This window comes from Olivibacter sp. CPCC 100613 (assembly GCF_036959255.1).
Classification (GTDB): domain Bacteria; phylum Bacteroidota; class Bacteroidia; order Sphingobacteriales; family Sphingobacteriaceae; genus Olivibacter.
The window spans coordinates 522304-546825 of record NZ_JAWMTI010000003.1; the positions used below are offsets into that span (position 1 = coordinate 522304).

Consider the following 24522-nt stretch of genomic DNA (forward strand, 5'->3'; position numbering starts at 1 on the left):
TAAAGAATCGATGAACAACTTTGTTATCTGGTAAACACTTATTTAAACGGCATATTACCAAAAAAATAGCGAGAAAATTTTGGATTATTTACAAGGATTAAACCCTTCACAACGGGCAGCAGTAGAACAAACAGAAGGCCCTGTAATGATCGTAGCAGGAGCTGGATCGGGCAAAACGAGAGTCATAACCTATCGTGTCGCGCATTTAATACAAAGGGGCGTTGATCCATTTAATATTTTAGTATTAACTTTTACGAATAAAGCCGCTAAAGAAATGCGCGAGCGGATCATGAAAGTGGTGGGAAGTGAAGCGAAGAACATTTGGATGGGTACATTCCACTCTGTTTTTGCAAAAATTCTTCGTGTAGAAGCACATCACATAGGCTATCCCGCCAATTTCACCATTTACGATACCGATGATAGCAAGAGCTTAATCCGTTCCATTCTTAAGGAAATGCAGCTCGACGATAAACTTTACAACGCGAATTTCGTATATAACCGTATCTCTGCAGCGAAAAACAACCTCATATCCGCTGCAGAATACCAAAAAAATGCACAGATACAAGCAGAAGATCAATCCGGCGGCAGGGGAAATTTGGGTCAGATTTATCAAACATACAGTCAGCGTTGTTATAAAGCAGGTGCGATGGATTTCGATGATCTGCTTTTTAAAACCAATGTTTTGCTGAATCAGCACCCGGAAGTACTTTATAAGTACCAAACCAAGTTTAAGTATCTGATGGTAGATGAGTATCAGGATACCAATTTTTCGCAATATTTAATTGTCAAAAGACTCGCAGCAATCAACGAGAACATCTGTGTTGTAGGTGATGATGCGCAGAGTATTTATGCCTTCCGGGGTGCAAATATTCAGAATATTTTAAACTTTGAAAAGGACTATCCGGATTTAAATGTTTTCAAATTGGAACAGAACTATCGTTCCACTCAGAATATTGTAAATGCGGCAAATAGCATCATCTCCAATAATAAAAACCAGCTAAAGAAAAATGTCTTTTCGGAAAATGAAACAGGTGATAAGATAAAAGTTGTACGTGCCTTTAGCGATAATGAAGAGGGCAAAATGGTTGCCGAAAACATTTTGCAGGACCGCTCTTTACAATCACTCCGTTTCAAGGATTTCGCTATTCTCTACCGTACCAACGCGCAATCACGTGCGATGGAAGAAGCCTTACGAAAGCTCAATATACCCTACAAAATATACGGAGGTACCTCCTTCTACCAACGGAAAGAGATCAAGGATTTAATTGCCTATTTTCGACTTACCTTTAATCCTAATGATGAAGAAGCACTTAAACGTGTTATCAATTATCCCAGGCGTGGTATTGGGGATACCTCGGTAGAACGAATTTTCATCGCTGCCGATCAGCAGCAGAAGAGTATTTGGGAAATTATTACAGCACCGCAACAATATTTAGACGGGCGCACTGCCGCTGTTGTATATCCTTTTGGCTCCCTTATTCAAAGTTTTCAGGTATTGTCCAAAAACAATAATGCTTATGATACCGCACTGCATATCGCTCAGCATTCCGGTATCTTGAAAGATTTATATGAAGACAAATCGGTTGAAGGACTGAACCGCTATGAAAACATTCAGGAACTATTGAATGGTATCAAAGAATTCAGTGAAAGAGAAGACATTGAAGCAAAAGGCTTGGACGTTTTCATGCAAGATATCGCGCTATTGACAAATGACGATAATGATAAAAATCCAAACGCCGATACGGTATCATTGATGACCATTCACTCCTCCAAGGGTTTAGAGTTCCCGCAGGTATTTATTGTGGGGCTCGAAGAGAATCTTTTCCCTTCACAGCTGGCGTTGAATTCGCGCACAGAATTGGAAGAAGAGCGGAGGTTATTTTACGTGGCGATCACCCGTGCTGAAAAAAAGCTGACCTTATCCTACGCTACTTCTCGTTACCGCTGGGGAACACTCAATAACTGCGAGCCCAGTCGATTTATAGATGAAATAGATCCGCGGTATTTAGCGCTTGATTTTAATGCGGCTACAATGGCCAAATCGAACAGTGACGATAGCTTTGGGAAAGCAAGAAGTGCTTGGTCTCAGACGCAATCGCAAGACATTTTCACCAAACCAAAACCAAAAGTAGCACCTAAAACCACTTCCATTCTACCGAAGGCCCATCAACCAAGCCCTGGTTTCGCTCCATCCGATACCAGCAATTTGCAAGTAGGCATGGAAGTAGAACATGAACGCTTTGGATTTGGGAAAGTGATTAATTTAGAAGGCAATAAACCAGACATAAAAGCAACTATTTTTTTTAAAGAATTAGGACAAAAGCAATTGTTGCTTAAATTTGCAAAACTTAGAATTGTTAATTAGCCAATTGGCTAATTAGCTCATTAGCTAATTGAAATATGGAATTTGACTATAATAGCACACGAAAAAGACTAATATTGGCAGAATATGGTCGCAATGTTCAAAACATGGTGGCTTATATCTGCACCCTTCCTACAAAGGAAGAACGCAATCGGCATGCACAGGTTGTCATCGACCTGATGGGTTTTTTAAACCCACATTTAAGGGATGTATCGGATTTTAAACACAAGCTTTGGGATCATTTACACATCATTTCTGATTTCCAGATAGATGTAGATTCGCCCTATCCAAAGCCTACACCCGGTGCAATACATGCAAAACCTGAAACCTTGAATTATCCGCAGCATCGTATAAAATATAAGCATTATGGCTACATTATTGAGTTAATGATAGAAAAAGCCAAAAAAATAGAGGATTCAGATCGCAAGAAAACCATGGTGCAGGCAATGGCCAATTTCATGAAAATGGCTTACGTGACTTGGAATAAAGATTCGGTAAGCGACGACCATATTCTGGATGATTTGAAAGAAATGTCCAATGGTCATCTAGAGCTTGATGAAGATGTGAACCTGACGAAGCTGGAATTCAAGACCCCGCCTCCGGGCAACCGTACAAAAAGCAGTACAGGCAGTAACCAACAAAATGGTGGTGGCCAAAAAGGGCGTCAGCAGCAGCATAAAAATCAAAACAATGGCGGTAATAAGAAACGTAAGCGTTTCTAAGACCTCCTTGTTACTTATTTTCACAACCGGCCTATTATCTACTATAAAGATGAAGGCCGGTTTATTTTTACCGATTTTAGGATAGTTGAATGAATGCATTTGAAATTTACGGTGGAAAACCACTGAAGGGAGAAATCACCCCGCAAGGAGCAAAAAATGAAGCGCTCCAAATACTGTCAGCCGTATTGCTCACACCTCAGAAAATGACAATCAGCAATATACCTGACATTAAGGATGTGAACAAACTCATTGAGCTTCTTGGCGATCTCGGCGTTGAAGTTGAGCGTATCAATGAGGACACCTATACATTTGAAGCAAAGAATATCAATATCGACTACTTCCAATCAGAAGAATTTAAGACCAAGGGCGGTAGTCTGCGGGGCTCTATTATGATTGTCGGTCCCTTGCTTGCTCGTTTTGGAAAGGCCGCTATTCCGAAACCCGGTGGAGATAAAATCGGAAGAAGACGGTTAGATACACATTTCCTCGGTTTTGAAAAATTAGGTGCGCGTTTTCAATACGATCAGGATCAACATTTCTTCAATATCGATGCGACTAATTTACGGGGGACTTATATATTGTTAGATGAGGCATCCGTTACAGGAACAGCCAACATTGTCATGGCCGCTGTGCTTGCAAAAGGAACAACAACCGTTTATAATGCAGCCTGCGAACCATATTTGCAACAACTCTGTAAGATGTTAAACCGCATGGGAGCTAAAATCTCCGGCATAGGTTCCAATTTATTGCGCATTGAGGGCGTAGAATCTTTAATAGGCACGGAACATCGCATGCTCCCCGATATGATTGAAATTGGTTCTTTTATCGGTTTAGCGGCTATGACCGGCTCTGAAATTACCATAAAAAATGTTTGTTTTGATGAGTTAGGGATCATCCCCACCGTTTTTGGTCGCTTAGGAATAAAACTGGAAAGGCGCGGAGATGATATCTACATTCCGGCACAAGATTCTTACGAAATCGAAACCTTTATTGATGGCTCCATTCTCACCATTGCGGATGCACCTTGGCCAGGTTTTACACCTGATTTACTCAGCATTGTGCTCGTTGTGGCCACACAGGCAAAAGGAAATGTATTAATCCACCAGAAAATGTTTGAAAGTCGATTATTCTTCGTCGATAAATTGATCGATATGGGTGCTCAGATTATTTTATGTGATCCACATAGAGCAACGGTTATCGGTTTAAATAAAGCCTTTAAACTGAAGGGAATCGAAATGACTTCACCTGATATCCGCGCGGGTGTTTCTTTGCTTATCGCCGCCCTATCGGCTCAGGGAAGATCCGTTATTTATAACATCGAACAGATAGAGCGTGGTTACCAGCACATTGATAAACGACTCCTGGCACTGGGTGCGCAGATAAAACGAATCGAAGGAAAGCCATTGCATTAAAAGGCCTTGTATTGAAGGTGTAAGGTTTCATATAACCTTACACTTCACAGCCTATCCCTTCAAGCCGAAATGGCGTTAATAATGTCATACTGTGTTATAATCTCCAGCTTACCCTCCCCATCTTCTACCAGCACCGCACTGTTATCTTTGTTAATGAGTGATGAAAGCCGGTCAATTGAAGTGTTTAGATCAACAAAGGGAAAAGGCGCTGTCATAATTTGCTGTACCTTGCCTGATTTTACACCGGGGTTTTCCAGCAATGCGTTCAAAATGTCCGACTCCGTGACTTTACCGACAACCATCCCTTGCTGCGTAATCGGAATTTGCGATATATTCAAGGTTTTCATCGTATTGAAAGTCTCCATTACCGACTGTTCGCCATCAACCGTCACAATCTCCTGTTGACCCCGTTTCTTGAGAATTCGTTCGGCTGTCAGCTTCGTATCTTTGAGAAATCCACGTTCACGTAACCAGTCTTCGTTAAACATCTTCCCCATATAGCGAGAACCGTGATCATGAAAAATGACAACCACCAAATCGCCTTCTTTTAAGCTATCTTTTAATTGTAATAATCCGGCAATTGCCGCACCCGCAGAGTTTCCAACAAAAATACCTTCCTTTCGTGCAATCTCGCCCGTCATTAATGCAGCATCCTTATCGGTCACTTTTTCGAAGTGATCGATCACATCGAAATCGACATTCCGAGGTAAAAAATCTTCCCCGATACCCTCGGTAATATAGGGATAGATCTCGTTCTTATCAAAAACACCTGTTTCTTTATATTTCTTAAACACCGAACCATAAGTATCAATACCCCATACTTTAATAGAAGGGTTTTTCTCTTTCAAATATTTCCCTGCACCACTGATGGTTCCCCCTGTTCCTACCCCGACTAATAAGTGCGTAATTTTTCCTTCCGTTTGCTCCCATATTTCGGGGCCGGTTTGTTCGTAATGAGCTTGACTGTTCGAGAGATTATCATATTGGTTCGGTTTCCATGCATTCGGAATCTCTCTTTCAAGTCTGCTTGAAACAGAATAATAAGAACGTGGATCTTCCGGTTCCACATTGGTTGGACACACGATGACTTCGGCTCCGAAGGCGCGCAATGCGTCAATTTTTTCTTTCGACTGCTTGTCTGTCGTTGTGAAAACACATTTATACCCTTTTATGACAGCCGCAATAGCGAGGCCCATCCCGGTATTGCCTGAAGTACCTTCAATAATCGTTCCGCCTGGCTTGAGCAGCCCTGCACGTTCGGCATCTTCAATCATTTTAATCGCCATGCGATCCTTGATTGAATTACCTGGGTTGGTTGTCTCTACCTTTGCTAAAACCGTTGCCTTAATGTCTTTTGTCAGCTTATTCAATTTTACCAAGGGCGTATTACCGATCGTCTCTAGAATATTATTGTACCACATTCTCTACAAGTTTAATAGATTATATACAAACATAGTAATTTAAATTAGCTTCGATGGTCAACAAAACAGGTTTTAGGTTTACGTCATGAGGTTATTCAACGATCCGCCTAATAACTATTAAGCCAATTTCCCACGCAACTAACTAAAACTTCAAGTGTTTTACCGTTAATCCATTATTAATTAACTGTTTGAGTGAATCGATCCCAATCTTCAAGTGCGTTTCAACAAAATTGGCGGTAACAGACGAGTCACTTTCCTGGGTTTTAACACCTTCCGGAATCATTGGCTGGTCGGATACCAATAATAATGCACCTGTAGGGATTTTATTCGCAAATCCAACCGTAAAAATTGTAGCGGTCTCCATGTCTACCGCCATTGCTCGCAACGATTTTAAATACTTTTTAAAATCCTTGTCATGTTCCCAAACGCGTCTGTTCGTTGTATAAACAGTCCCGGTCCAATAATCCAAACTGTTATCACGGATGGTGGTCGATATTGCTTTCTGAAGTGCGAAGGCGGGTAAAGCGGGCACTTCAGGTGGCAGATAATCGTTGGAGGTCCCCTCTCCCCGAATAGCTGCAATTGGTAAAATCAGATCACCGATATTATTCTTTTTTTTCAAGCCGCCGGCTTTCCCCAAGAATAGAGCAGCTTTCGGCTGTATGGCAGATAACAGATCCATAATGGTAGCCGCAACCGGACTCCCCATACCGAAATTGATAATGGTAATGCCCGCAGCCGATACGCTTTGCATAGGCTTGTCTAATCCGTAAATCGGCGCATTATCGTGCCATTCCGAAAATAATTTCACATAAAGAGAAAAATTCGTTAACAGGATGTATTCACCAAATTCCTCCAAAGGTCGTCCTGTATAACGAGGCAACCAATTTTTTACGATATCTTCTTTATTCTTCAAACCGGCTTTTACCGGTGATTCTACTTCCTTTACTGTTTTTGCCATCGTTTTCTTTTTAGAAAATAGTAAAGTCGGGAAATAGTTTAGTGGTAACTTAACAATTCACAACCTCATAAACAATATACAAAAAATCCTCCGTTTTGTGCGGAGGATTTTTTTCTAAGCTACGTGAAGCTTCTTTAAATCAGACTTCTCGAATTTTTGTTTCGCGTAGTCGAGATTGATATAAAGTTCCCCGCCATCGTCTTTATCACGAGAGGGGATTTCGAACATCGCGTCTAGCATAATGGCTTCACAGATCGCTCGAAGCCCTCGAGCGCCCAATTTGAACTCATTGGCCTTATCAACAATAAATTCAAACACCTCTGGATCAAATTGAAGATCGATATGTTCATAATCGAACAACTTCTTGTACTGTTTAACCAATGCATTTTTTGGCTCCGTGAGAATATTCAATAAAGCTTCCCTATCTAACGGATTCAGGTAGGTGATTACCGGTAAACGACCTATTAGTTCCGGAATGAGGCCAAAGGCCTTTAAATCCTGTGGTGTGATGTATTTATAGAGATTATTAAGATCAATCTCGGCATGCTCACTGTTCATCTTATAGCCAACTGTTTGCGTACGCATACGATTAGCTATTTTCTTCTGGATTCCGTCAAAAGCACCACCGCAAATAAATAGGATATTACTGGTATTAACTGCTATCATCTTTTGGTCAGGATGTTTACGCCCTCCTTGTGGTGGAACATTTACCACGGTTCCTTCCAAAATCTTCAATAGCGCTTGCTGTACACCTTCTCCCGAGACATCGCGTGTAATAGATGGATTATCACTTTTACGTGCGATCTTGTCGATCTCATCAATATAAATAATTCCACGTTCAGCGGAGGCTACGTCGTAATCAGCAGCCTGCAATAGCCGAGTCAAGATGCTTTCAACATCTTCACCCACATAACCGGCTTCTGTTAAAACGGTAGCATCGCAAATACAAAAAGGTACATTTAATATCTTCGCTATTGTTTTTGCTAAAAGTGTTTTACCGGTACCGGTTTCACCGACCATGATGATATTGGATTTTTCAATTTCAATTTCATCTTTGTCCACTTTTTGATTCAACCGCTTATAATGATTGTAAACAGCCACCGATAGCACTTTCTTTGCATCGTCTTGGCCGATAACGTATTGATCAAGATGCGACTTGATTTCTGCAGGCTTCAATAACTTAAGTGCTGCTTGTACACTCTTATTTTTACGCAATGTAAGTTCCTCTGCCAAAATCTCATTGGCTTGGGCAACGCAACGGTCACAAATGTGCGCGTCATTGCCCGCAATAAGCATTAAGGTTTCAGACTTCCGTAAACCACAGAATGAACAAGTAACTTCTCTTGGGTTCTTTGCCATTTTATTTTTCTTTCTTTCCTAATAACACCTCATCAATCATTCCGTTTTCTTTTGCTTCACCGGAGGTCATCCAAAAGTCGCGGTCTGATGCTTTTTCTACCCAATCATACGATTGGCCGGAATGGTCAGCAATAATCTGATACAGTTCTTTCTTTAATTTCAACATTTCCCGTAGGTTGATTTCCATGTCAGCAGCGACACCTTGTGCTCCTCCGGAGGGCTGATGGATCATCACCCGTGAATGTTTCAACGCGGCACGCTTACCTTTTGCACCTGCCACCAATAGAACGGCCCCCATCGAAGCAGCCATACCCGTACAGATCGTCGCCACATCCGGTGAAATATACTGCATGGTATCGTAAATACCCAAACCGGCATAAACGCTTCCCCCAGGTGAATTAATATAGATTTGTATATCCCTATGGGCATCAGCAGATTGTAAAAACAACAACTGGGCTTGGATGATGTTCGCAACCTGATCAGTTACGGCATCTCCTAAAAAGATAATTCTATCCATCATTAAACGGGAGAATACATCCATTTGAGCCACGTTCAGCTGACGTTCCTCAATAATATAAGGCGTAAGTGAAACCGGCATCTGCTGCTCTACCCGATTGATAAAACTATCTACATGTTGACTTCCTATACCGTGATGCTTAACAGCGTATTTTCTAAATTCATTTTTATCTATGCTCATGATTTTTGCCTTTTGCCTAGCTAATATATAAGATTAATTCTAGAATCTCGAATGATAGCTTGCGTGAATACTATTTTTTACTTTCAGGCATCAAAGAATGCGCCAAGCCTCCGGGCCTACGACACAGTACCCTCGAAACTGACAGAATGCCTTATTCACCGATTAAAAACCTGACAAAATACAACCACCTACCAATAAATAAGCCACCTGCTTTTTCAAACAGGTGGCTTCATATAAAAAATTACGCGACTTACTTCAATTCCAAAAATTTATTGTAGTCGATCTCCTTCTTATTCAGTTTCACAATACCTTTCAAGAAATCGAAAACTTTCAATGCTTTCACTTCTTCGAAAAGCCTGTTGGCCTGTTCTTTATCCTGAAGAAATTGAACAGTGTATTGCGCCAGTTGTTCTTCACTGATTGGCTCCGGGCTATACATTTTAAATTGAGCAGCAATACGCTCTTTTGCTAGTTTAAAGACTTCTTCATATTTGATTTCAAGCTTATTTTCGGTAATAATCTTATTTTCAATCAAAGTCCACTTTAAATTTTTAACAAAATCCGCATACCCTTCCGTAAGCTCTTCTTCTGTTAACTTCTCGTTCGTTGCTTTCAGCCATTTTTTTAAGAATTCATCAGGAAATTCGACATTTACTTTTCCCATTCCCAAATTGTAAAGATCTTGTTGCAAGCGCTGATCCGAGTTTTGAGTTAGCATAGATTCTACTTCTGAAGTAACCCGCGCTCTAAATTCTTCTTCCGTTTTTACTTCATCCTTACCAAAAAGTTTGTCAAAAAGCTCTTGATTTAGATCTGCTTCTTCCAAGCGATTCACATTCTTCACCACTAATTGAAAGGTAGCCTCCGTTATAGCTGCTGCTTCCTCTTCAGTTATATTTAATATACGTGCTATCGTTTCATCCTTAAAAGCTTTCTTTAAATCAACCTTAACTTCGTCGTCTTTTTTTAGTCCGATTAACGATTTTTTTATCTTTTTATCTTCAACAAGATCTGTCCGTACAGATGCCGTGTTGGACAAGCCTCCTTCTAAAACTTTTCCTTCAGCATCCAATTGCGTTAACGTACTATACAACACATCCCCATCTTCCGATACTTCGGGATTCGTCATTTTCCCATAGCTCTTCCGAAGGTTTTTAATACGCGAAGCCAGCGTTTCATCATCTACCTTAATATCATATTGCGTCACCTTATCCTTTTCACTGAATGGCACTTCGAAAGCAGGTGCTAAACCAATCTCATATTGAAATTTAAAGTCATCGTTAAAATCCCAGTTGTAAGAAGACTCAGCATCTTCTTTTGGAAGCGGTTGACCAAGTACCTCAACCTTATTTTCTGTCAGGTAGTCATTTAAGCTGTCGCTTACAAGTCGGTTAATTTCATCAAAAAGAATAGCTTTACCATAGGTCTTTTTGATGTGTGAAGCCGGCACCATGCCTGGACGGAACCCCGGAAGCTTTGCTTTCTTAGCCTGTTCCTTTATTGCTTTGGTTACACGGTCTGTGTAATCTGCAGGGGTAATTTCTACATTGATAACTGCATTCAGGTCGTCTACCCTCTCCTGTGAAATGTTCATTCGTTGCGTTTTAATATGCTTAATACAAAAATTCCTCCCGATATTGTCGGGAGGAATCAAGTGCGGAAGAAGGGACTCGAACCCCCACGCCTCTCGGCGCCAGATCCTAAGTCTGGTGCGGCTACCAATTACGCCACTTCCGCAGTACTTAGTGTTATTTTGGACTGCAAAACTAATACATTAAGACATTTCCTCCAAATATTTCTTAAACAAAATAGTTAAAAAAAGTTAACACATTGATAATAGGAACATTAATTTTCGCCTTGTAGGTTTGTGCAATAAGCTTCCAACTGTTCATCTGAAAGAATTACGCTTACAGCACCTGTTGCGATAGCTGCTCGGGGCATTATGTCAACTTCTGCATCATTCGGGTCCTGAACCACGGTGATGCCGCCATACCTGGAGATAGCGTGTATGCCTTCCGCGCCATCTCGGTTTGCCCCTGATAGGAGGATTGCCAAGAGCGACTCTTTATAAACTTCGGCAGCACTTTGCATACTCACATCAATAGAAGGCCTGCAATAATGCACCGGCTCGGAAACATCTAATGAAACACTGTGATCGTTTTCAATTAGTAAATGATATCCCGCTGGGGCAAAGTAAACCGTACCGGCTTGTAATATTTCCTTTTCTTCTGCCGATTTTACACGAAGCTGGCACCGCTGCTGTGCCATTTGCTCCAATGAACTTTGGTATCTATCATTTCTATGAACAATAACCAACACCGCAAAACGGACGTTCTTTTGCAAGCTTGCCAGCAAGTCCATCAATAATATCATGCCGCCTGCAGAACAAGCCATGATTAACAATTCTATTCTTGCTTCTTTACTTTTCATACCTTACAGTAAAGGTAAAAAGAGTTAGTCAAAATAGGGAAAATCTTGTAAAAGACAGGGTTGTAAAAAATGAAGGTTTATGAATATCGAAGCAACGAGCAGCAAAGCATTTGCACATCTGTCTATATTGCAGTGCCCAAGCGGATTGAGGAAGTGAAACGGCTGCAATACGCGCCATGGATGCTTTACCATCAGTTGCGAGGTAGTCTACTTAGCAATACTTTCGGTTTATAAACACGACTTTCACCGGAGACTTTCACCACTTCGTTGGAAGCGATTCCTTTTCGATTAACCCCTTTCTTCTTTCGCCTGCCCCACCAAATCAAAAAACCAGTTATCGGGAGACTTGTACTGATCAATCCGCCAATAAATGTCGCCAATTTACCCCACTGCCCCATCCAAGTCCCCATATGAAGGCTCCAGTACCAATTTTCAACTAGCTCGTGCATCTCGGCCTCCTGTGGTGCATCAATTGCTTGTCCTGAATAGCGGTCAATAAAATAGATATGGGCGTTATCTGCACTTTTCAAACCAATCGTACGTGCTAATCGTAAACCATAGGACCCCGCGGAATCGATTTTATAGGTAGCAACTTGCGCCTCCTGCGCGTCTGGATTTTGTGCAAAAAGAGTAAAAATCGTTTTGTTGATATCCGCTGGATTTTTCTCTCCGTCGAAGGCTGGTAAGTTTTCTTCCCAATCATGGGATGCATTCCCTCCGAAAGCCTCAATTGTAAGCTTGGAAAGGGGTTTAAAGGCGATGATCAGACCCGTTACCGTCAAGATGAGGCAAATCGAGAGCGCATAAAAGCCTATTACATTGTGCAAATCGTAATTTAATCGCTTAAACTTCGCATTCCATTTTACTTTAAAACTGGATGTTCGCGTTGACTTTGTCCACTTCGCCGGCCACCAAAGGATCAGACCGGTAAGTAATTCGATCAGAAATATAATGGTGGCAATATCCACGATCCACTGTCCTGTTTTTCCTAAGAGCAAGGAATTATGTAGATGGGCGGTGATGTAAAAAAAATAAATAGACGCATCGTTTTTTAATATCTTGCCGGTGTATGGATCAACATAAACCATCCGTAGGCCGTCCGTTCGGCTGAACATATTAAAACGAACGCTTCTTTTAGGATCTTTGTAGATCACGGCATAACCAGGGTTACCATACTTGGGCAATTCCGTCCTTAGCTTAGCGATCAATGTTTCTACCGGTAGACGTTCCTCTCCTATCTCTTGCACATATTTGGCTTCACCCGCACTCCAAGCCATGATCTCATCTCCATACACGACAATAGTTCCCGTTATGCACACAAAGATCAAAATAACAGCAGACACCAAACTCGGCCATAAGTGAATCCAGGCAATAAGTTTGCTCAAGTTACTTTCCCCTATCTTCTTAGCGGGAGCATCGGTTGATCTTAACATTTCTTTCATCGTGTGTATATATTATAGCTTGGTCCTGATTTCGCTAAATCTTCTATAGCGAATAGCCTTTTAAAATTTATAGGAGATATTAGCGACCACTTCTGTTGGCTTCTGTGGCTGCCCGTAAAAATTCCAGTAGGTCTGGTTGGTCAAGTTGTTAATTTTCACACCAACGCGGTATTTTGGTTGGTCGAAGAATGCCGTTGCTCCCACAATGGTGTAAGCCGGAACCCCGAATTTATTCGAAATCTCCATATACGTTTTACCGGCATGATTAAACCCGGCGCCAAAACCCAGGCCTTTGACTTTACCTTCCAGGAGTTTATAACTGGCCCAGAAATTAGCAACATGCACAGGTGTCCATGGGGCTCGCTGCCCCTGATAACTCTCATTATAAAGTGCATATTCATTATCATTAAAAGCATAACCGGCCACTAAATTGAGCCCTTCTATTGGATTTGCAATCACTTCAACTTCGAAACCTTTACTTTTTTGGTTCCCGTCCTGGACTTGCGTAACCGCATCCAGCGTGCGAACCATATTCTTCACATCGATATGATAATAGCTAATAGTACTACTTAATTTATTATCGAATAAATCGAACTTGACACCTCCTTCAACCTGATTTGCTTGTTCAGGCTTCCAATTGATAACAGCTCCTTCTGCATCAAAACCGGGTGCTATATTGCGGAAGCCGTTCACATAGTTGGCGAATAACGCAACTTTTTCTTTTATCGGCTGGTATACCAGTCCAAATTTAGGCGAGAACTGTACCTGATTATAGGCATTATCTTGCTGAACACCCGAGGTTAAGGACCGTTGGTTTTCATAGCGGTCAACGCGCAAACTTGCCATGGCTAAAAGCTTATCGGTAATGTTAATAACATCCGAAGCATAAGCACTTAGCGTATAATATTTATCACGCTGGCTCTCCGTATTGGCGCGTTGCAAATCAGCAACCTGACTTCGTGCGATGGAGGCCCAAGGCGTTGATGCATCCAAGCGTACGGTATCATAGGCTGCAAAAACACTCGTTCGGCCACCTACGGTGGGGAAATTAGCGAATTGATACGTCTGGGTATGGGCAAAGTAATCCATCCCAATAACCATCCGATTACGTAAGCCGCCAATTTTAAAATCACCAATAAAGTTCTGCTGCAAATTATCTGTTGTAATACGATACTGATCAAATGGACGAATACCTCTTGCTATGTGTTCATTGTCGACATACGACAGTACAAGAAAAACCGAATTCTCCTCCCCCGATTCCCCATGCTGAAAAGAGGTTCTTGAAATCCATTGGTTGGATATTTTATGTTCGATTTCGGCCATCGCATAGATCGAAGTCCTTCCCGTACCAATGTCATCGCTCGTAAAAGAACGCTTATTTGTTAAGTTCAGATCTTTTATAGAAGCAACGGTTAATGCATTTGAATTCCGGACATAGGCATTGAGTGTTTTTTTTGGTGCATAAACTTCGGCATCGAAACGAACAGTTGTTCGTTCACTTGTTTTAAACAGCATACTTGCAGCAAAAGAAGTACTGCGCAAAAAACCGGCATCTTGAAAACTGCTCTGTGTATGTCCGGCGGCATTAACACGCAACAACGCTGTTCGATCAGCATTTAACGGTGTATTGATATCTGCTGTGAACCGATTTAAGCCCCAGCTACCCGTCGTATAGGATACTTCCCCCCTAAAACTCTCAAAGGGCTTTTTGGTGATGGTGTTCACAATACCACCATAGGTTGACATCGCGCCACCAAATAAGGTACCGGCGGGCCCCTTTAAAATTTCTACCCGTTCAACATTGGCAATTTCTGATTGCGTACGTGGGTCAATGGCTAAACCATTTCGAAAAGTTGCCTGGCCACGGAAACCGCGAAGGGTAACATCATTTCCACTATCATTCACGCCATTGTTCACCACCACGCCCGGAACACTGGCTACTGCTGTGTTATAGTCGACAGCCAATTGCTCTTGCATAATCTCTTTGGTTACTACACTATATGATGATGGATTTTCCAAATCGGCCAATGGCATTCGAGCGACGCCATTACTTTCCTTCCTTGCAAATTTATTTCTTTGTATGTCCGATACGATTACCTCTCGTAACTCATTAGAAGCTGCTTTTACAACGATATCACCTACATCTGTCACTTCCTGTGGACGAATACGAATGGATAACTTACTCGTTGTAAAACCCGCATAGGTGATAATAAGCGTATAACTGCCCGCCGGAGCCTCAAAAGAGAAAACACCATGCTGATCGGACATCAATCCATAACGGGTGTCTAAAAGTAAAACGGATGCATAAGCTAAGGGTTCGCCGTCAAGCGTTTTCACACGTCCTTTAACGATGCTCCTGTGCTCCTGTGCTTGTAAGGGCAAACACAGGACAGTCATTAAAGAAAGGAGGAGCACATTTACCAAATGAGTACCGTAATCGGTAATATTTTTACTTTTTGTATACCTTTGCGTCATATTGTAATTAAGACTTATTATAAATAAGGCAAAGGTAAAAAGCAATTGATCGATTGGTAAACGCAATCGGGAGTAATTTAAACGTAAAACGGAGTATTTTAACTAAGAGACGATGAAAGAAGTATCCGCGCAAACTTTTCAGGAAATCTTTCGTGCAGAAAAAGTTCAAAGCCTATCTGATGCTTATGTTAGCGATGAAATCATGGAATTCGCCCATCCATTTGTTACGGCGAAACATCGTATTATTAAAATAGACGGTATAAGTATCATCTATCGGGACTGGGTAGTTCCTGATCCTATTTCACTGCGAACCGTGCATGAGCAGCCTTTTCTCAAAATGCAATTTGAGATCGAAGGACATTCGGCTTTCACGCATAAAATGCCTATTTCTTGTCGACATATTGATATTCTACATGGAAAACACACCTTGCTTTTTCTACCGGAAGTAGATGGAACATTATTTTATCCCAATTCCCGTAAAGTGCTTGATATAACCTTTACTGTTGACTTTTTCAAGAAGCTATTTGGGATGGATATGAGTCCCTTAGGCAGCCTTGGTAATGCCATTGAAAAAAGTATCCCCCATTTAATTGGCAGCGAAAGTCGTGTTATAACGGCAACAATGGGTAAAGTCATATACGATATCTTATATTGTGAATTCCAAGGCATCTTTAAAAAAACGTATATTGAAGCGAAGGTTATTGAACTTCTCAATCTACAGCTAGCGCAATTTCGAAAAGAAAGTACCCCCCCAAACATAAAACTTCGTAAAGAAGATCGCGATCGGCTTCACCACCTAAAAGATTTGATAGACACAAAACCTGGGGCTTCCTATTCGCTAGCACAACTCGCAGAAGTTGCGGGCTTTAATGATTTCAAACTAAAAAAAGGATTTAAAGAGTTGTTTGGCCAGACCGTTTTTGGCTATATTCATGATGTGCGGATGAAAAACGCTTACAGCCTATTGAAAAGAGGCGATCACACCGTTACGGACATTTCCTATTTAATGGGTTATAAGTACGTTCATCATTTCAGCAAAGCTTTCAAAAAAAAGTTCGGTTTCACGCCAAAAGATATCGGAAAATAAGCCGTTCGTACGACCAGAAAACCTTTTAGTGTAAGGAAAACACCTTTCTGTGTAAAAATTTCTTTATCATGAAAAAAAAGGTTTTACTTCGTATCAGTTTTTATATCAAAAGGCACTTACTTTCATTTTACACATTAGGTTAGGTTGATTAAAAAACAGTAGTTTTACCTCACTTCCCCAAAGTGAGGTTTTTTTATGCCCTATTTACTCGACCAAGTGGCTGCTATCGATGTTCAGCAAATTAGCCAATAAGAAACAGATCATAACAGGCAGACGATCATATCCTATTACCAAACGCATACTTAAGTGTCGATTCCTAAAAAAGAACGGTTAATTTATATCTGGGGTGAAAACGAAACTTGTATTATAGCGTCATTTTCTATGGCTATGATTCAACATATATATTCTCTTGTTTCTTGTTAAATTCACTCATAAATTCGCTCCCCCATTTTTCCATCATATCAACAAGCGGTAAAAGAGATACACCTACTTCAGTTAAAAAATATTCGACTTTAGGAGGAAGTACTGGATAAATTACTTTTCTTATAACACCATACGCCTCCAATTCTTTTAGTTGCAAGCTCAAAACTCTTTTGCTTGCATGCGGATGTTGCTTTGCTAGCTCACTAGGTCTCCGTATTCCTTGGTTGATAGAATCAATTAAACAAGGTTTCCACTTACCTCCAATAATTTCAAATGTAATAGTCATACCACAACTAAAATCTTTTGGTATTTTTTTCTCGTACATCGTTAATTTTTTTATTTCCTGAACAAATTTACGGCATATTTCACCTAAAGTGATATAGGGGCAATATTTTCCTTATAGAAATATTTTTACCCATATTTTTTCAGGTATATACGGTTAGTACTTTTGCTTATCAATTAATCTTAATAGGTAAAAATGGAATTATCAAATAGAGACAAAGCTGAAGCTATACAAAATAGCATCGAAACTGAAACGTTGGCAGAAATAGGATTGATCAATCCTATTTCGTATAGGCAACACAATCCAAATGTCGCAACAGGTCTTAAAGCGATCTTGGATTTACATGAGCAAATGCCTATGGATAAAGTCTACACGAATGTGGTTCGCAAATTTCAAGACGGTGACATCGGATTTGTTCACGTAGACTATTTCCTTTTCGAACCCACGGTTGCTTTTGACATACATCGGTTTGAAAATGGAGTAAGCGTTGAACATTGGGATAATCTGGAAAAAAATCCGAAAAAATTGAATAATAGCGGAAGGACAATGACCGATGGGAAGACCAAGGCAAAAGATCATCATAAAACGGAGGTTAACAAGGCCCTTGCGCAGAACTTTGTTCAAAACGTTCTTATTAACGGGCAAATCGACTTGGTGTCAAATTATTTTAAGGGAGATGAATTGATTCAACATAATCCACATATGGGTGACGGGGTGCAAGAATTTCTAAGTACGTTGGAACAATGGAAAAAGGACGGAAAACCTCAAGTTTATACTAAAATACATAAAGTGCTTGGAGAAGGAAATTTTGTCCTGGTGTTAAGTGAGGGTTCTTTTAAAGGAGAACATGTCGCTTTCTACGATCTGTATAGAGTTGAAGAGGATAAAATTGTAGAACATTGGGACGTCGTTGAAACAATACCCGAACCCGGAAAACGAAAAAATGATAATGGTAAATTCTAAAAAAGATAGGTGCTATAGAGTAATTAGCACCTTTTTTGTGGTCCTACCAACAACTTTTGTGATATCAGTTTTATTAAGTTTTACTAAAGGGGTTACATCTGAAAATTGGATGGGTGAATTCTTCAAATCATGGTTCCTTTCATTGCCTATCGCTTACTCTTGCGTATTGCTCTTATTACCGGTTGCCAATAAAATAACAAGCAAGATTTTAGATAAAAATTAATTCGGATCACCTATTTTGATTCCAGTTAATTTTTATCTTGATGCAGTGATTTGATCACTTCTTTACGATTGGACAGTCCAAACTCAATTAAGGTATTCAGGACGGTCCAAATTTCTTGAGCGTGCCTGGTTAAGACATAGTAAGTTATATCTTGTGTGGATGTGTATTCAATATTTTTTTGGATCAGCTGATGAGCTTCTAACGTAGTCAGTTCAGAACTTAGAACTTTTGGGGAGATGCCTTCGGATACTTCAAAGAAATCTTTAAATCGTAATTTCTCATAATAATGTAAGTTTAAAAGAATACAGAAACGCCATTTCCCACTTAATAAATCTAAGGTGTCTCTCAATGCCAAAAACCTTTGTTTTAAGATTCTCTCATCTTCTATACAAGGTTTTATTTTCTTTTCCATAATACTTTCCTAAAGGTTAGTAAACTCAAATTTACTAAATAAGGAAAATAACTTTGCTTAAACGATATTAAAATGAAAAGAATCTTAGTGACGGGTGCAACCGGAAAGCAAGGTAGTGCCGTGGTATATGAATTGCTAAAAAACAATTTTGAAGTGTTTGCACTTACTAGAAACCCTCGATCTTCAAAAGCCGACAATTTAAAAAAAGCAGGCGCAATTTTGGTAGAAGGTGATTTAGAAGATACGGAAGGGTTAAGTGATCTATTTAAGAAAGTCGACGGACTTTATTTAGTCCTTCCTCCTGTATGGGTTTCCAGCAAAGAAACGGATGAAAAAGAAGCAGAAATTGGAATACGAACAATCAAATTAGCAGAAAAACAAGGTATTAAATTTGTTCTTTATTCATCAGTTCTTGGGTCAGATAAGCAAGATTTATTTAGACCAAAATTTAAATTTACAATCGAAAAATACTTATTGGAAAGTACTTTACAAGGAGCAGTAATAAGGCCCGCTTCTTTTATGGAAAATCTACTTTTGCCGAGTTTCGGATTGGGAGAAGGCAAGTTTATCAATCCCTTACCTGAAGAAACGGCAATCTCCTGGATAGCCACTAATGATATTGGAACCTTTGCGCGAATAATATTTCAGCATGATAAAGAATTCAATGGCAAAACAGTTGATTTGGGAGGTAAACTTTTTACACCTAAACAAGTCCTAAAACTATTGGAAAAGAAGCTGAACCAACCAATCGATTTCGTACAGGTACCGCTAGAAGCACTTTATCAACAAAGTGAAACATTTGCAAAATTGGTTGAAATGATCGGCAATGAAGGTTATGACCCGATCGATTACGAATTTATAGCTACTTGGATGCCAAAGCTAACAGGTTTTGAAGAGTGGCTAGATGAAATAGGAATCAAAAAAATAAAGGAATTACGCTCTATGGACAATTAACTATAAAACGCATAGATAAGCTTTTTATGTTTAAAAAGCTTATCTATGCGTTTGTTATCCGTTAAACGATTGTCTGAATTTTAAAGGCGAAACATTTGTCTTTGCCTTGAAAAGTTTACTGAATGATTGTAAATGTTCAAAACCCAATTCGTAAGCGATCTCGCTCATGGAGAGGTCAGTGGTGGATATTTTTTCTTTGGCCTTTTCGATCAACTTTTCGTGGATGTGTTGCTGTGTGTTCTGTCCGGTAAGCGTTCTGAGTAAGCTGCCTAGATAACTTGGCGAAACGTTTAATTTTTCCGCAACATATTGAACTGTCGGCAAACCTTTTGAAATCAGATCGTCGCTGTTAAAGTAGTCTGTTAATAATTTTTCCAGGCGTTCTAATCGTTGATGATTTGCTTTTTCTCTTGTAATGAACTGACGGTTGTAAAACCGTTCAGCATAATTGAGCAATGCTTCAACGTGGGAAATAATAATTCGTTTGCTAAATTTGTCAATATTGGCGCGATACTCTTGCCTGATATTTTCAATGATTCCGTTTAGCGTTACCTCTTCCTTCTCCGATAACAGCAACGCTTCATTTACCGAGTAATCAAAAAAATCATACTGTTTTATACTCTTTGCAAGTGGCGTGTTCCAAATAAAATCGGGGTGTATGAGCAAAATCCAACCTGAGGATTCCCCGGTATTTTCTACCTCACTAACTTCAATATTGAGAACCTGATTGGGTGACATAAAGAACAGCACGCCATCGTCTTCAAAGTCGTAGCGCAGTTGCCCATATTTATAGCTTACCCCTTTCGTGCGTTTCAATGCAATAAAATAAAAATCAAACACCGCATTCATCGCACTTAGATTGGGTAGTCCGAGAAAATCGTCTTTTGTTACTATACTGACCAACGGATGTTCAGGCTTGGACAAGCCCCGTAATCGATGAAACTCACTGATTGACCTTATTCTGATAGGTGTCGTATTCGCCATATACAAAGATACTTATTGTTCATTGTATACGTGTGCAAATTCATTTGCAAACGATTTCAACTTTGTTTTACCTAAAACCGGTCGATGTTTCAGATAATTCTCAAATGTTTTTCCGCTGTGTGTCTCGGCCTGCATTCTTACAAAATTATAGGCAAGCTGTTGTGGAAAACCCGATTGAATTAAGCCATTTAACAATTGCTCTTCAGGTAGCGCTATCCATTTCAGGTTAGGCTTGCCAATCGCTTCACCTAAAATTTTTGCAGCTTCATCACAGGTCAGTTCTTCACTTGCCACATAGCGGACTTTCTTCCCCTGAGACGGTGTAGTCAGTTCTTCAAAAGCCACGTCAGCAATATCGTCTGGCGAAACAAATGCGATTTTATCATTTCCACCATAGCCGGCCATTAGTGCACCATGCTCTTTTATGGTTTGAATATCATTGTAAAAATTGGTGTAAAAAGAACCGGGACGTAGTTCGATAACCGTTCTGTCTGATAATTGGTTAAGCAACGGCGAGTCACCGGTATCAGCCGCCCAACCCGTCAGAAACACAACTTTTTCAATTTTGTTTTGCCTGATCGCTTGCACATAATTCATTTCAATTCTTTTGAAATAAGCCATTTGGTCTTCTTCCATAAAATTGAAGGGGATCATACAATACACGGCATCTGCATCTGCAAATGCTGTTGTCAGAAAATGTATGTCTTCTAATGAACCGATTGCCGCTTTTGCACCAATGGATTCAATTTTTTTTTGTTTGTCGGTTTTGCTACTGATAACCGTTACCGAATGTCCGTTTGCAATCAATGTTGTTGCAAGTGGTTTACTGATGTTGCCCAATGAGCCTGTTAAAACGATATTCATATGCTTCTTTTGCTTACAAAAGTGCAACACTGTCAAAAAACAGATGTAGCCAAAACGACTGTTTTTTAAGTCAGAATGAACAGTCTTGCAAGCATTTAAATTGTTTGAGATAATGGGCGGGCTTGATTTGTGTTTTGACTTACAAGAAGCTCTATTGCTGTTAAGAGCTTAGTCAGAAATATGTTGAGCACACTTAAAATACGTAAAAACGGTGATTTAGTAAATAAAAAACCGGACTTTGAAGATCTCAAAGTCCGGTCAGTATCTTTAGCAGGTTATCTTTCGTACCCAGGGCCGGGATCGAACCGGCACGGTTTCCCACTAGTGTTTGAGACTAGCGCGTCTACCAATTCCGCCACCTGGGCATTCCCTCGTGAATGGGATGCAAATATATTGCTAAATAGAACAATCACCAAATAAATTTTAAAAATTTATGTATTACTCAGATTATCAGGGAAGTTTATCTCCCATGGCCTTTATAATATCATTTCCCAAAGCAAAAATCATCAAGGCAACGATGATAACAAACCCAACGATTTGTGCTCTTTCCATAAATTTATCACTCAAAGGCTTTCCTTTAATCATCTCCACAATTAAAAATAAAGCGTGTCCACCATCCAGCGCCGGAATAGGCAAAATGTTCATCAAGGCCAGAGCCATAGACAGCAAACCTACCAAACTCCAGAATTTGACCCAGTCGACTTCTCCACCAAACATTCGTGCGATACCAACCGGACCCGATAATGCTTTATTGGCTTTTACCTGCCCGGTAACCACCTTCCCTAAAGCTTTTGCATTGTCTGTTAACGATCCCCATGCTTTGCCCGCGCCAATCGGCAAAGCCTCTAAAAAGCCGTATTTAATTTGTTCCTGAGGGATTCGGCTGATATCACGACCCGCGGCAATACCCAACTTACCTTCCGAATCTATCGTTGCCTGCACGGTATCAATCGTACCGGCTCTCCAAAATGCTATACTGGTTTCTTTGCCTTTATTTGCTAATAGAGCATCAGACATCTGATCCCAAAATACGATGGCCTGGTTGTTAATAGCAACTAAACTATCCCCTGGTTTCAATCCTGCTTTCTCTGCTGTTCCCCCCTTCTGCAAGCTTTCTATATGCGTAACCCGAAAACGGGGTATAACAAATTCATCGATACCCAAGTCGGACACTTCGTTTAAGATATCGCCGGGAACAACCAGATCAATTGTTTGGCCATCTCGCAAGACAGATAACTTCGTATTGCCTAATAGTACCTTCGGACTTCTTACATCTTCAAATCGCACGACCTTTTCTCCATCGATCGCTGTAATAAGGTCACCGGCTTTCAAACCCACTTGCTTTCCGATGACTCCAGGAGCCAAGCCATCAGCCAATTTATCATTTGGAATGAATGTCTCTCCATAGCGAAGCGTTAACATCCAGAAAATAAAAATCCCCAGGATAATATTGACAATAATACCTGCCAACATGACAATAAGTCGCTGCCAAGCTGGTTTAGAGCGAAATTCCCAAGGTTGTGGTTCTCCTTTAAGCTGCTCTGTATCCATCGATTCATCGATCATACCGGCAATTTTCACATAGCCACCTAAGGGGAGCCAACCAATGCCGTATTCGCATCCTTTATAATTGAACTTAAAGAGTTTAATGCCCCAAGCATCAAAAAATAGATAAAATTTTTCAACCTTTATCCCGAAAGCTCGGGCCGCCAAAAAATGCCCTAACTCATGTAAAACAATCAAAATTGACAAACCGAGCAATAGCTGGCCTGCCATAACTAATCCACTCATTCTTTATTTTTCTATTTGATATACTTTTTTCTTTTTTGTTACTAAATCACGTGCGATTTTCCGCGCTTCCTGATCGATACTTACATAGTCAGCTAATGACGGCGAAAGGATAAAAGGAATGAGTTGCATACTCTCCTCAATAATTGCACTCATTTCCAAAAATCCAATTTCGTCATTCAAAAATGCTGCCACAGCCACTTCATTGGCAGCATTTAGAATACATGGCATATTTCCTCCCTGTTGAACAGCCTGATAAGCAAGTCTTAAATTAGCGAAAGTTTCCAAATCGGGTTTCTCAAAACTCAGCTGCGGATAATCCATAAAATCGAATCGCTGAAAAGAGTTAGCCGGCCGATCAGGATACAAAAGCGCATACTGAATCGGCAGTTTCATATCAGGCAATCCCAATTGTGCTTTTAAGGAACCGTCCTTAAATTGCGTCAGCGAATGGATGATGGATTGTGGGTGTACGATAACATCAATTTGTTCAATAGAAAGATTGAACAACCATTTGGCTTCAATCACTTCTAAACCTTTATTCATTAGGGAAGCCGAATCAATTGTTATTTTTTGCCCCATTACCCAATTGGGATGTTTCAACGCTTCTCTTTTCGTAATATGTGCTAAAAAATCTCGCCCCTTTCCTCTGAAAGGACCACCGGAAGCCGTTAAATAGATTTTCTCTACCGACTCCGGACTTTCGCCGGTTAAACACTGAAAAATCGCAGAATGTTCCGAATCAACAGGTAAAATATGAACGCCATATTGACTAGCCAACGACATGATATGCTCCCCTGCTACCACTAGCGTCTCCTTATTGGCCAAAGCAATATCCTTTCCTGCTTGGATGGCAGAAACAGTGGGTTCTAAACCGGCAAATCCAACCAAAGCCGTTAGAACCATATCGATCGACGCGTCTTTCACAACTTCACATAAGGCATTGTTACCGGCTAATACCTGGATGGCTTTTGCAGATAGCGACTTCTTAACCCACTGATATTTGCTTTCATCGCTTATGACCACTGTTTTAGGCAAAAATTCCAATGCTTGCTTAACGAGTAACTCGGCATTGCTGGCCGCCGTAAGCACTTCTATTTTAACAAAATCCGGGTGCTCCCTAGCCACTTCTAAGGCTTGTGTCCCTATACTTCCCGTCGCACCCAGTATCGCTATTCTTTTCATTTGTTAGTAATTTGTACCTTTTTAAGTCGCTAGGCTATTATTAAATTACGAGCTTCTCTGAAGAAACCAATATTT

The 24522-nt window shown here is 40.4% G+C and carries 21 protein-coding genes and 2 tRNA genes; 7 read left to right on the forward strand and 16 right to left on the reverse strand.

Going from position 1 to position 24522, the window contains the following annotated elements; translation table 11 throughout:
• Window positions 1-79 precede the first annotated feature (79 nt).
• From RYH73_RS13190 to murA, 3 genes are all read left to right on the forward strand, one after another.
• Window positions 80-2365, forward strand: coding sequence for an ATP-dependent helicase (locus RYH73_RS13190; RefSeq protein WP_335313903.1), 2286 nt, complete (start codon window positions 80-82; stop codon window positions 2363-2365).
• 35 nt (window positions 2366-2400) lie between these two features.
• Window positions 2401-3084 (forward strand): DUF4290 domain-containing protein, encoded by a 684-nt coding sequence (locus RYH73_RS13195; protein ID WP_335313904.1) that lies wholly within the window; start codon window positions 2401-2403, stop codon window positions 3082-3084.
• A gap of 89 nt (window positions 3085-3173) precedes the next feature.
• Window positions 3174-4496, forward strand: coding sequence for a UDP-N-acetylglucosamine 1-carboxyvinyltransferase (murA, locus tag RYH73_RS13200; RefSeq protein WP_335313905.1), 1323 nt, complete (start codon window positions 3174-3176; stop codon window positions 4494-4496).
• A 59-nt stretch (window positions 4497-4555) separates the two neighbouring features.
• Here the strand turns inward: murA and RYH73_RS13205 are convergent, their stop codons facing one another.
• The 9 genes from RYH73_RS13205 to RYH73_RS13245 form a co-directional block, all read right to left on the reverse strand.
• Window positions 4556-5917, reverse strand: coding sequence for a pyridoxal-phosphate dependent enzyme (locus tag RYH73_RS13205; RefSeq protein WP_335313906.1), 1362 nt, complete (start codon window positions 5915-5917; stop codon window positions 4556-4558).
• Window positions 5918-6059: 142 nt separating this feature from the next.
• Entirely contained in the window at window positions 6060-6878 is an 819-nt protein-coding gene (locus RYH73_RS13210) for an AMP nucleosidase (RefSeq protein ID WP_335313907.1), read from the reverse strand.
• 114 nt (window positions 6879-6992) lie between these two features.
• The gene (gene clpX, locus RYH73_RS13215; RefSeq protein WP_335313908.1) at window positions 6993-8237 is read right to left on the reverse strand and encodes an ATP-dependent Clp protease ATP-binding subunit ClpX; all 1245 of its coding nucleotides are present in this window, start codon (window positions 8235-8237) and stop codon (window positions 6993-6995) included.
• Window position 8238: 1 nt separating this feature from the next.
• A complete protein-coding gene (gene clpP, locus RYH73_RS13220; protein ID WP_335313909.1) occupies window positions 8239-8934 on the reverse strand; it encodes an ATP-dependent Clp endopeptidase proteolytic subunit ClpP in 696 nt (231 codons plus the stop codon).
• Between the two features lie 250 nt (window positions 8935-9184).
• On the reverse strand, window positions 9185-10528 hold the full coding sequence (gene tig / locus RYH73_RS13225) for a trigger factor (RefSeq protein ID WP_335313910.1): 1344 nt from the start codon (window positions 10526-10528) through the stop codon (window positions 9185-9187).
• A gap of 61 nt (window positions 10529-10589) precedes the next feature.
• Window positions 10590-10671, reverse strand: a tRNA-Leu gene (locus RYH73_RS13230).
• Window positions 10672-10779: 108 nt separating this feature from the next.
• Entirely contained in the window at window positions 10780-11364 is a 585-nt protein-coding gene (locus tag RYH73_RS13235; RefSeq protein WP_335313911.1) for a chemotaxis protein CheB, read from the reverse strand.
• Window positions 11365-11555: 191 nt separating this feature from the next.
• A complete protein-coding gene (locus RYH73_RS13240) occupies window positions 11556-12806 on the reverse strand; it encodes a PepSY-associated TM helix domain-containing protein (protein ID WP_335313912.1) in 1251 nt (416 codons plus the stop codon).
• Window positions 12807-12866: 60 nt separating this feature from the next.
• Window positions 12867-15281 (reverse strand): TonB-dependent receptor, encoded by a 2415-nt coding sequence (locus RYH73_RS13245; RefSeq protein WP_335313913.1) that lies wholly within the window; start codon window positions 15279-15281, stop codon window positions 12867-12869.
• A gap of 112 nt (window positions 15282-15393) precedes the next feature.
• Between RYH73_RS13245 and RYH73_RS13250 the strand changes: the two genes are divergently transcribed.
• Window positions 15394-16368, forward strand: coding sequence for a helix-turn-helix transcriptional regulator (locus tag RYH73_RS13250; RefSeq protein WP_335313914.1), 975 nt, complete (start codon window positions 15394-15396; stop codon window positions 16366-16368).
• 385 nt (window positions 16369-16753) lie between these two features.
• Here the strand turns inward: RYH73_RS13250 and RYH73_RS13255 are convergent, their stop codons facing one another.
• Complete coding sequence (locus tag RYH73_RS13255) at window positions 16754-17116, reverse strand: winged helix-turn-helix transcriptional regulator (RefSeq protein ID WP_335313915.1); 363 nt, start codon at window positions 17114-17116, stop codon at window positions 16754-16756.
• A 153-nt stretch (window positions 17117-17269) separates the two neighbouring features.
• On the opposite strand from RYH73_RS13255, the gene RYH73_RS13260 reads away from it, so the two are divergent.
• Window positions 17270-18037, forward strand: a complete 768-nt coding sequence (locus RYH73_RS13260; RefSeq protein WP_335313916.1) for a nuclear transport factor 2 family protein — start codon at window positions 17270-17272, stop codon at window positions 18035-18037.
• Window positions 18024-18260 carry a DUF2798 domain-containing protein gene (locus RYH73_RS26690; RefSeq protein ID WP_442946080.1) on the forward strand — a complete coding sequence of 79 codons (237 nt, stop codon included), beginning with the start codon at window positions 18024-18026 and terminating at the stop codon, window positions 18258-18260. The genes RYH73_RS13260 and RYH73_RS26690 overlap by 14 nt, the downstream gene beginning before the upstream one ends.
• A 25-nt stretch (window positions 18261-18285) precedes the next feature.
• Here the strand turns inward: RYH73_RS26690 and RYH73_RS13265 are convergent, their stop codons facing one another.
• The gene (locus RYH73_RS13265) at window positions 18286-18672 is read right to left on the reverse strand and encodes a winged helix-turn-helix transcriptional regulator (protein ID WP_335313917.1); all 387 of its coding nucleotides are present in this window, start codon (window positions 18670-18672) and stop codon (window positions 18286-18288) included.
• 72 nt (window positions 18673-18744) lie between these two features.
• Between RYH73_RS13265 and RYH73_RS13270 the strand changes: the two genes are divergently transcribed.
• Window positions 18745-19626, forward strand: a complete 882-nt coding sequence (locus RYH73_RS13270) for an NmrA/HSCARG family protein (RefSeq protein ID WP_335313918.1) — start codon at window positions 18745-18747, stop codon at window positions 19624-19626.
• A 54-nt stretch (window positions 19627-19680) separates the two neighbouring features.
• Here the strand turns inward: RYH73_RS13270 and RYH73_RS13275 are convergent, their stop codons facing one another.
• The 5 genes from RYH73_RS13275 to RYH73_RS13295 all read right to left on the reverse strand — a co-directional run bounded on the left by RYH73_RS13275 (window position 19681) and on the right by RYH73_RS13295 (window position 24447).
• Window positions 19681-20610 carry a helix-turn-helix domain-containing protein gene (locus RYH73_RS13275; protein WP_335313919.1) on the reverse strand — a complete coding sequence of 310 codons (930 nt, stop codon included), beginning with the start codon at window positions 20608-20610 and terminating at the stop codon, window positions 19681-19683.
• Window positions 20611-20622: 12 nt separating this feature from the next.
• Window positions 20623-21474, reverse strand: coding sequence for an NmrA family NAD(P)-binding protein (locus RYH73_RS13280; protein WP_335313920.1), 852 nt, complete (start codon window positions 21472-21474; stop codon window positions 20623-20625).
• Window positions 21475-21759: 285 nt separating this feature from the next.
• A tRNA-Leu gene (locus RYH73_RS13285) sits at window positions 21760-21839 on the reverse strand.
• 85 nt (window positions 21840-21924) lie between these two features.
• Window positions 21925-23265: an RIP metalloprotease RseP gene (gene rseP, locus RYH73_RS13290; protein ID WP_335313921.1), complete on the reverse strand. Its 1341-nt coding sequence runs from the start codon at window positions 23263-23265 to the stop codon at window positions 21925-21927.
• Between the two features lie 3 nt (window positions 23266-23268).
• The gene (locus RYH73_RS13295) at window positions 23269-24447 is read right to left on the reverse strand and encodes a 1-deoxy-D-xylulose-5-phosphate reductoisomerase (protein WP_335313922.1); all 1179 of its coding nucleotides are present in this window, start codon (window positions 24445-24447) and stop codon (window positions 23269-23271) included.
• Window positions 24448-24522: the final 75 nt, after the last annotated feature.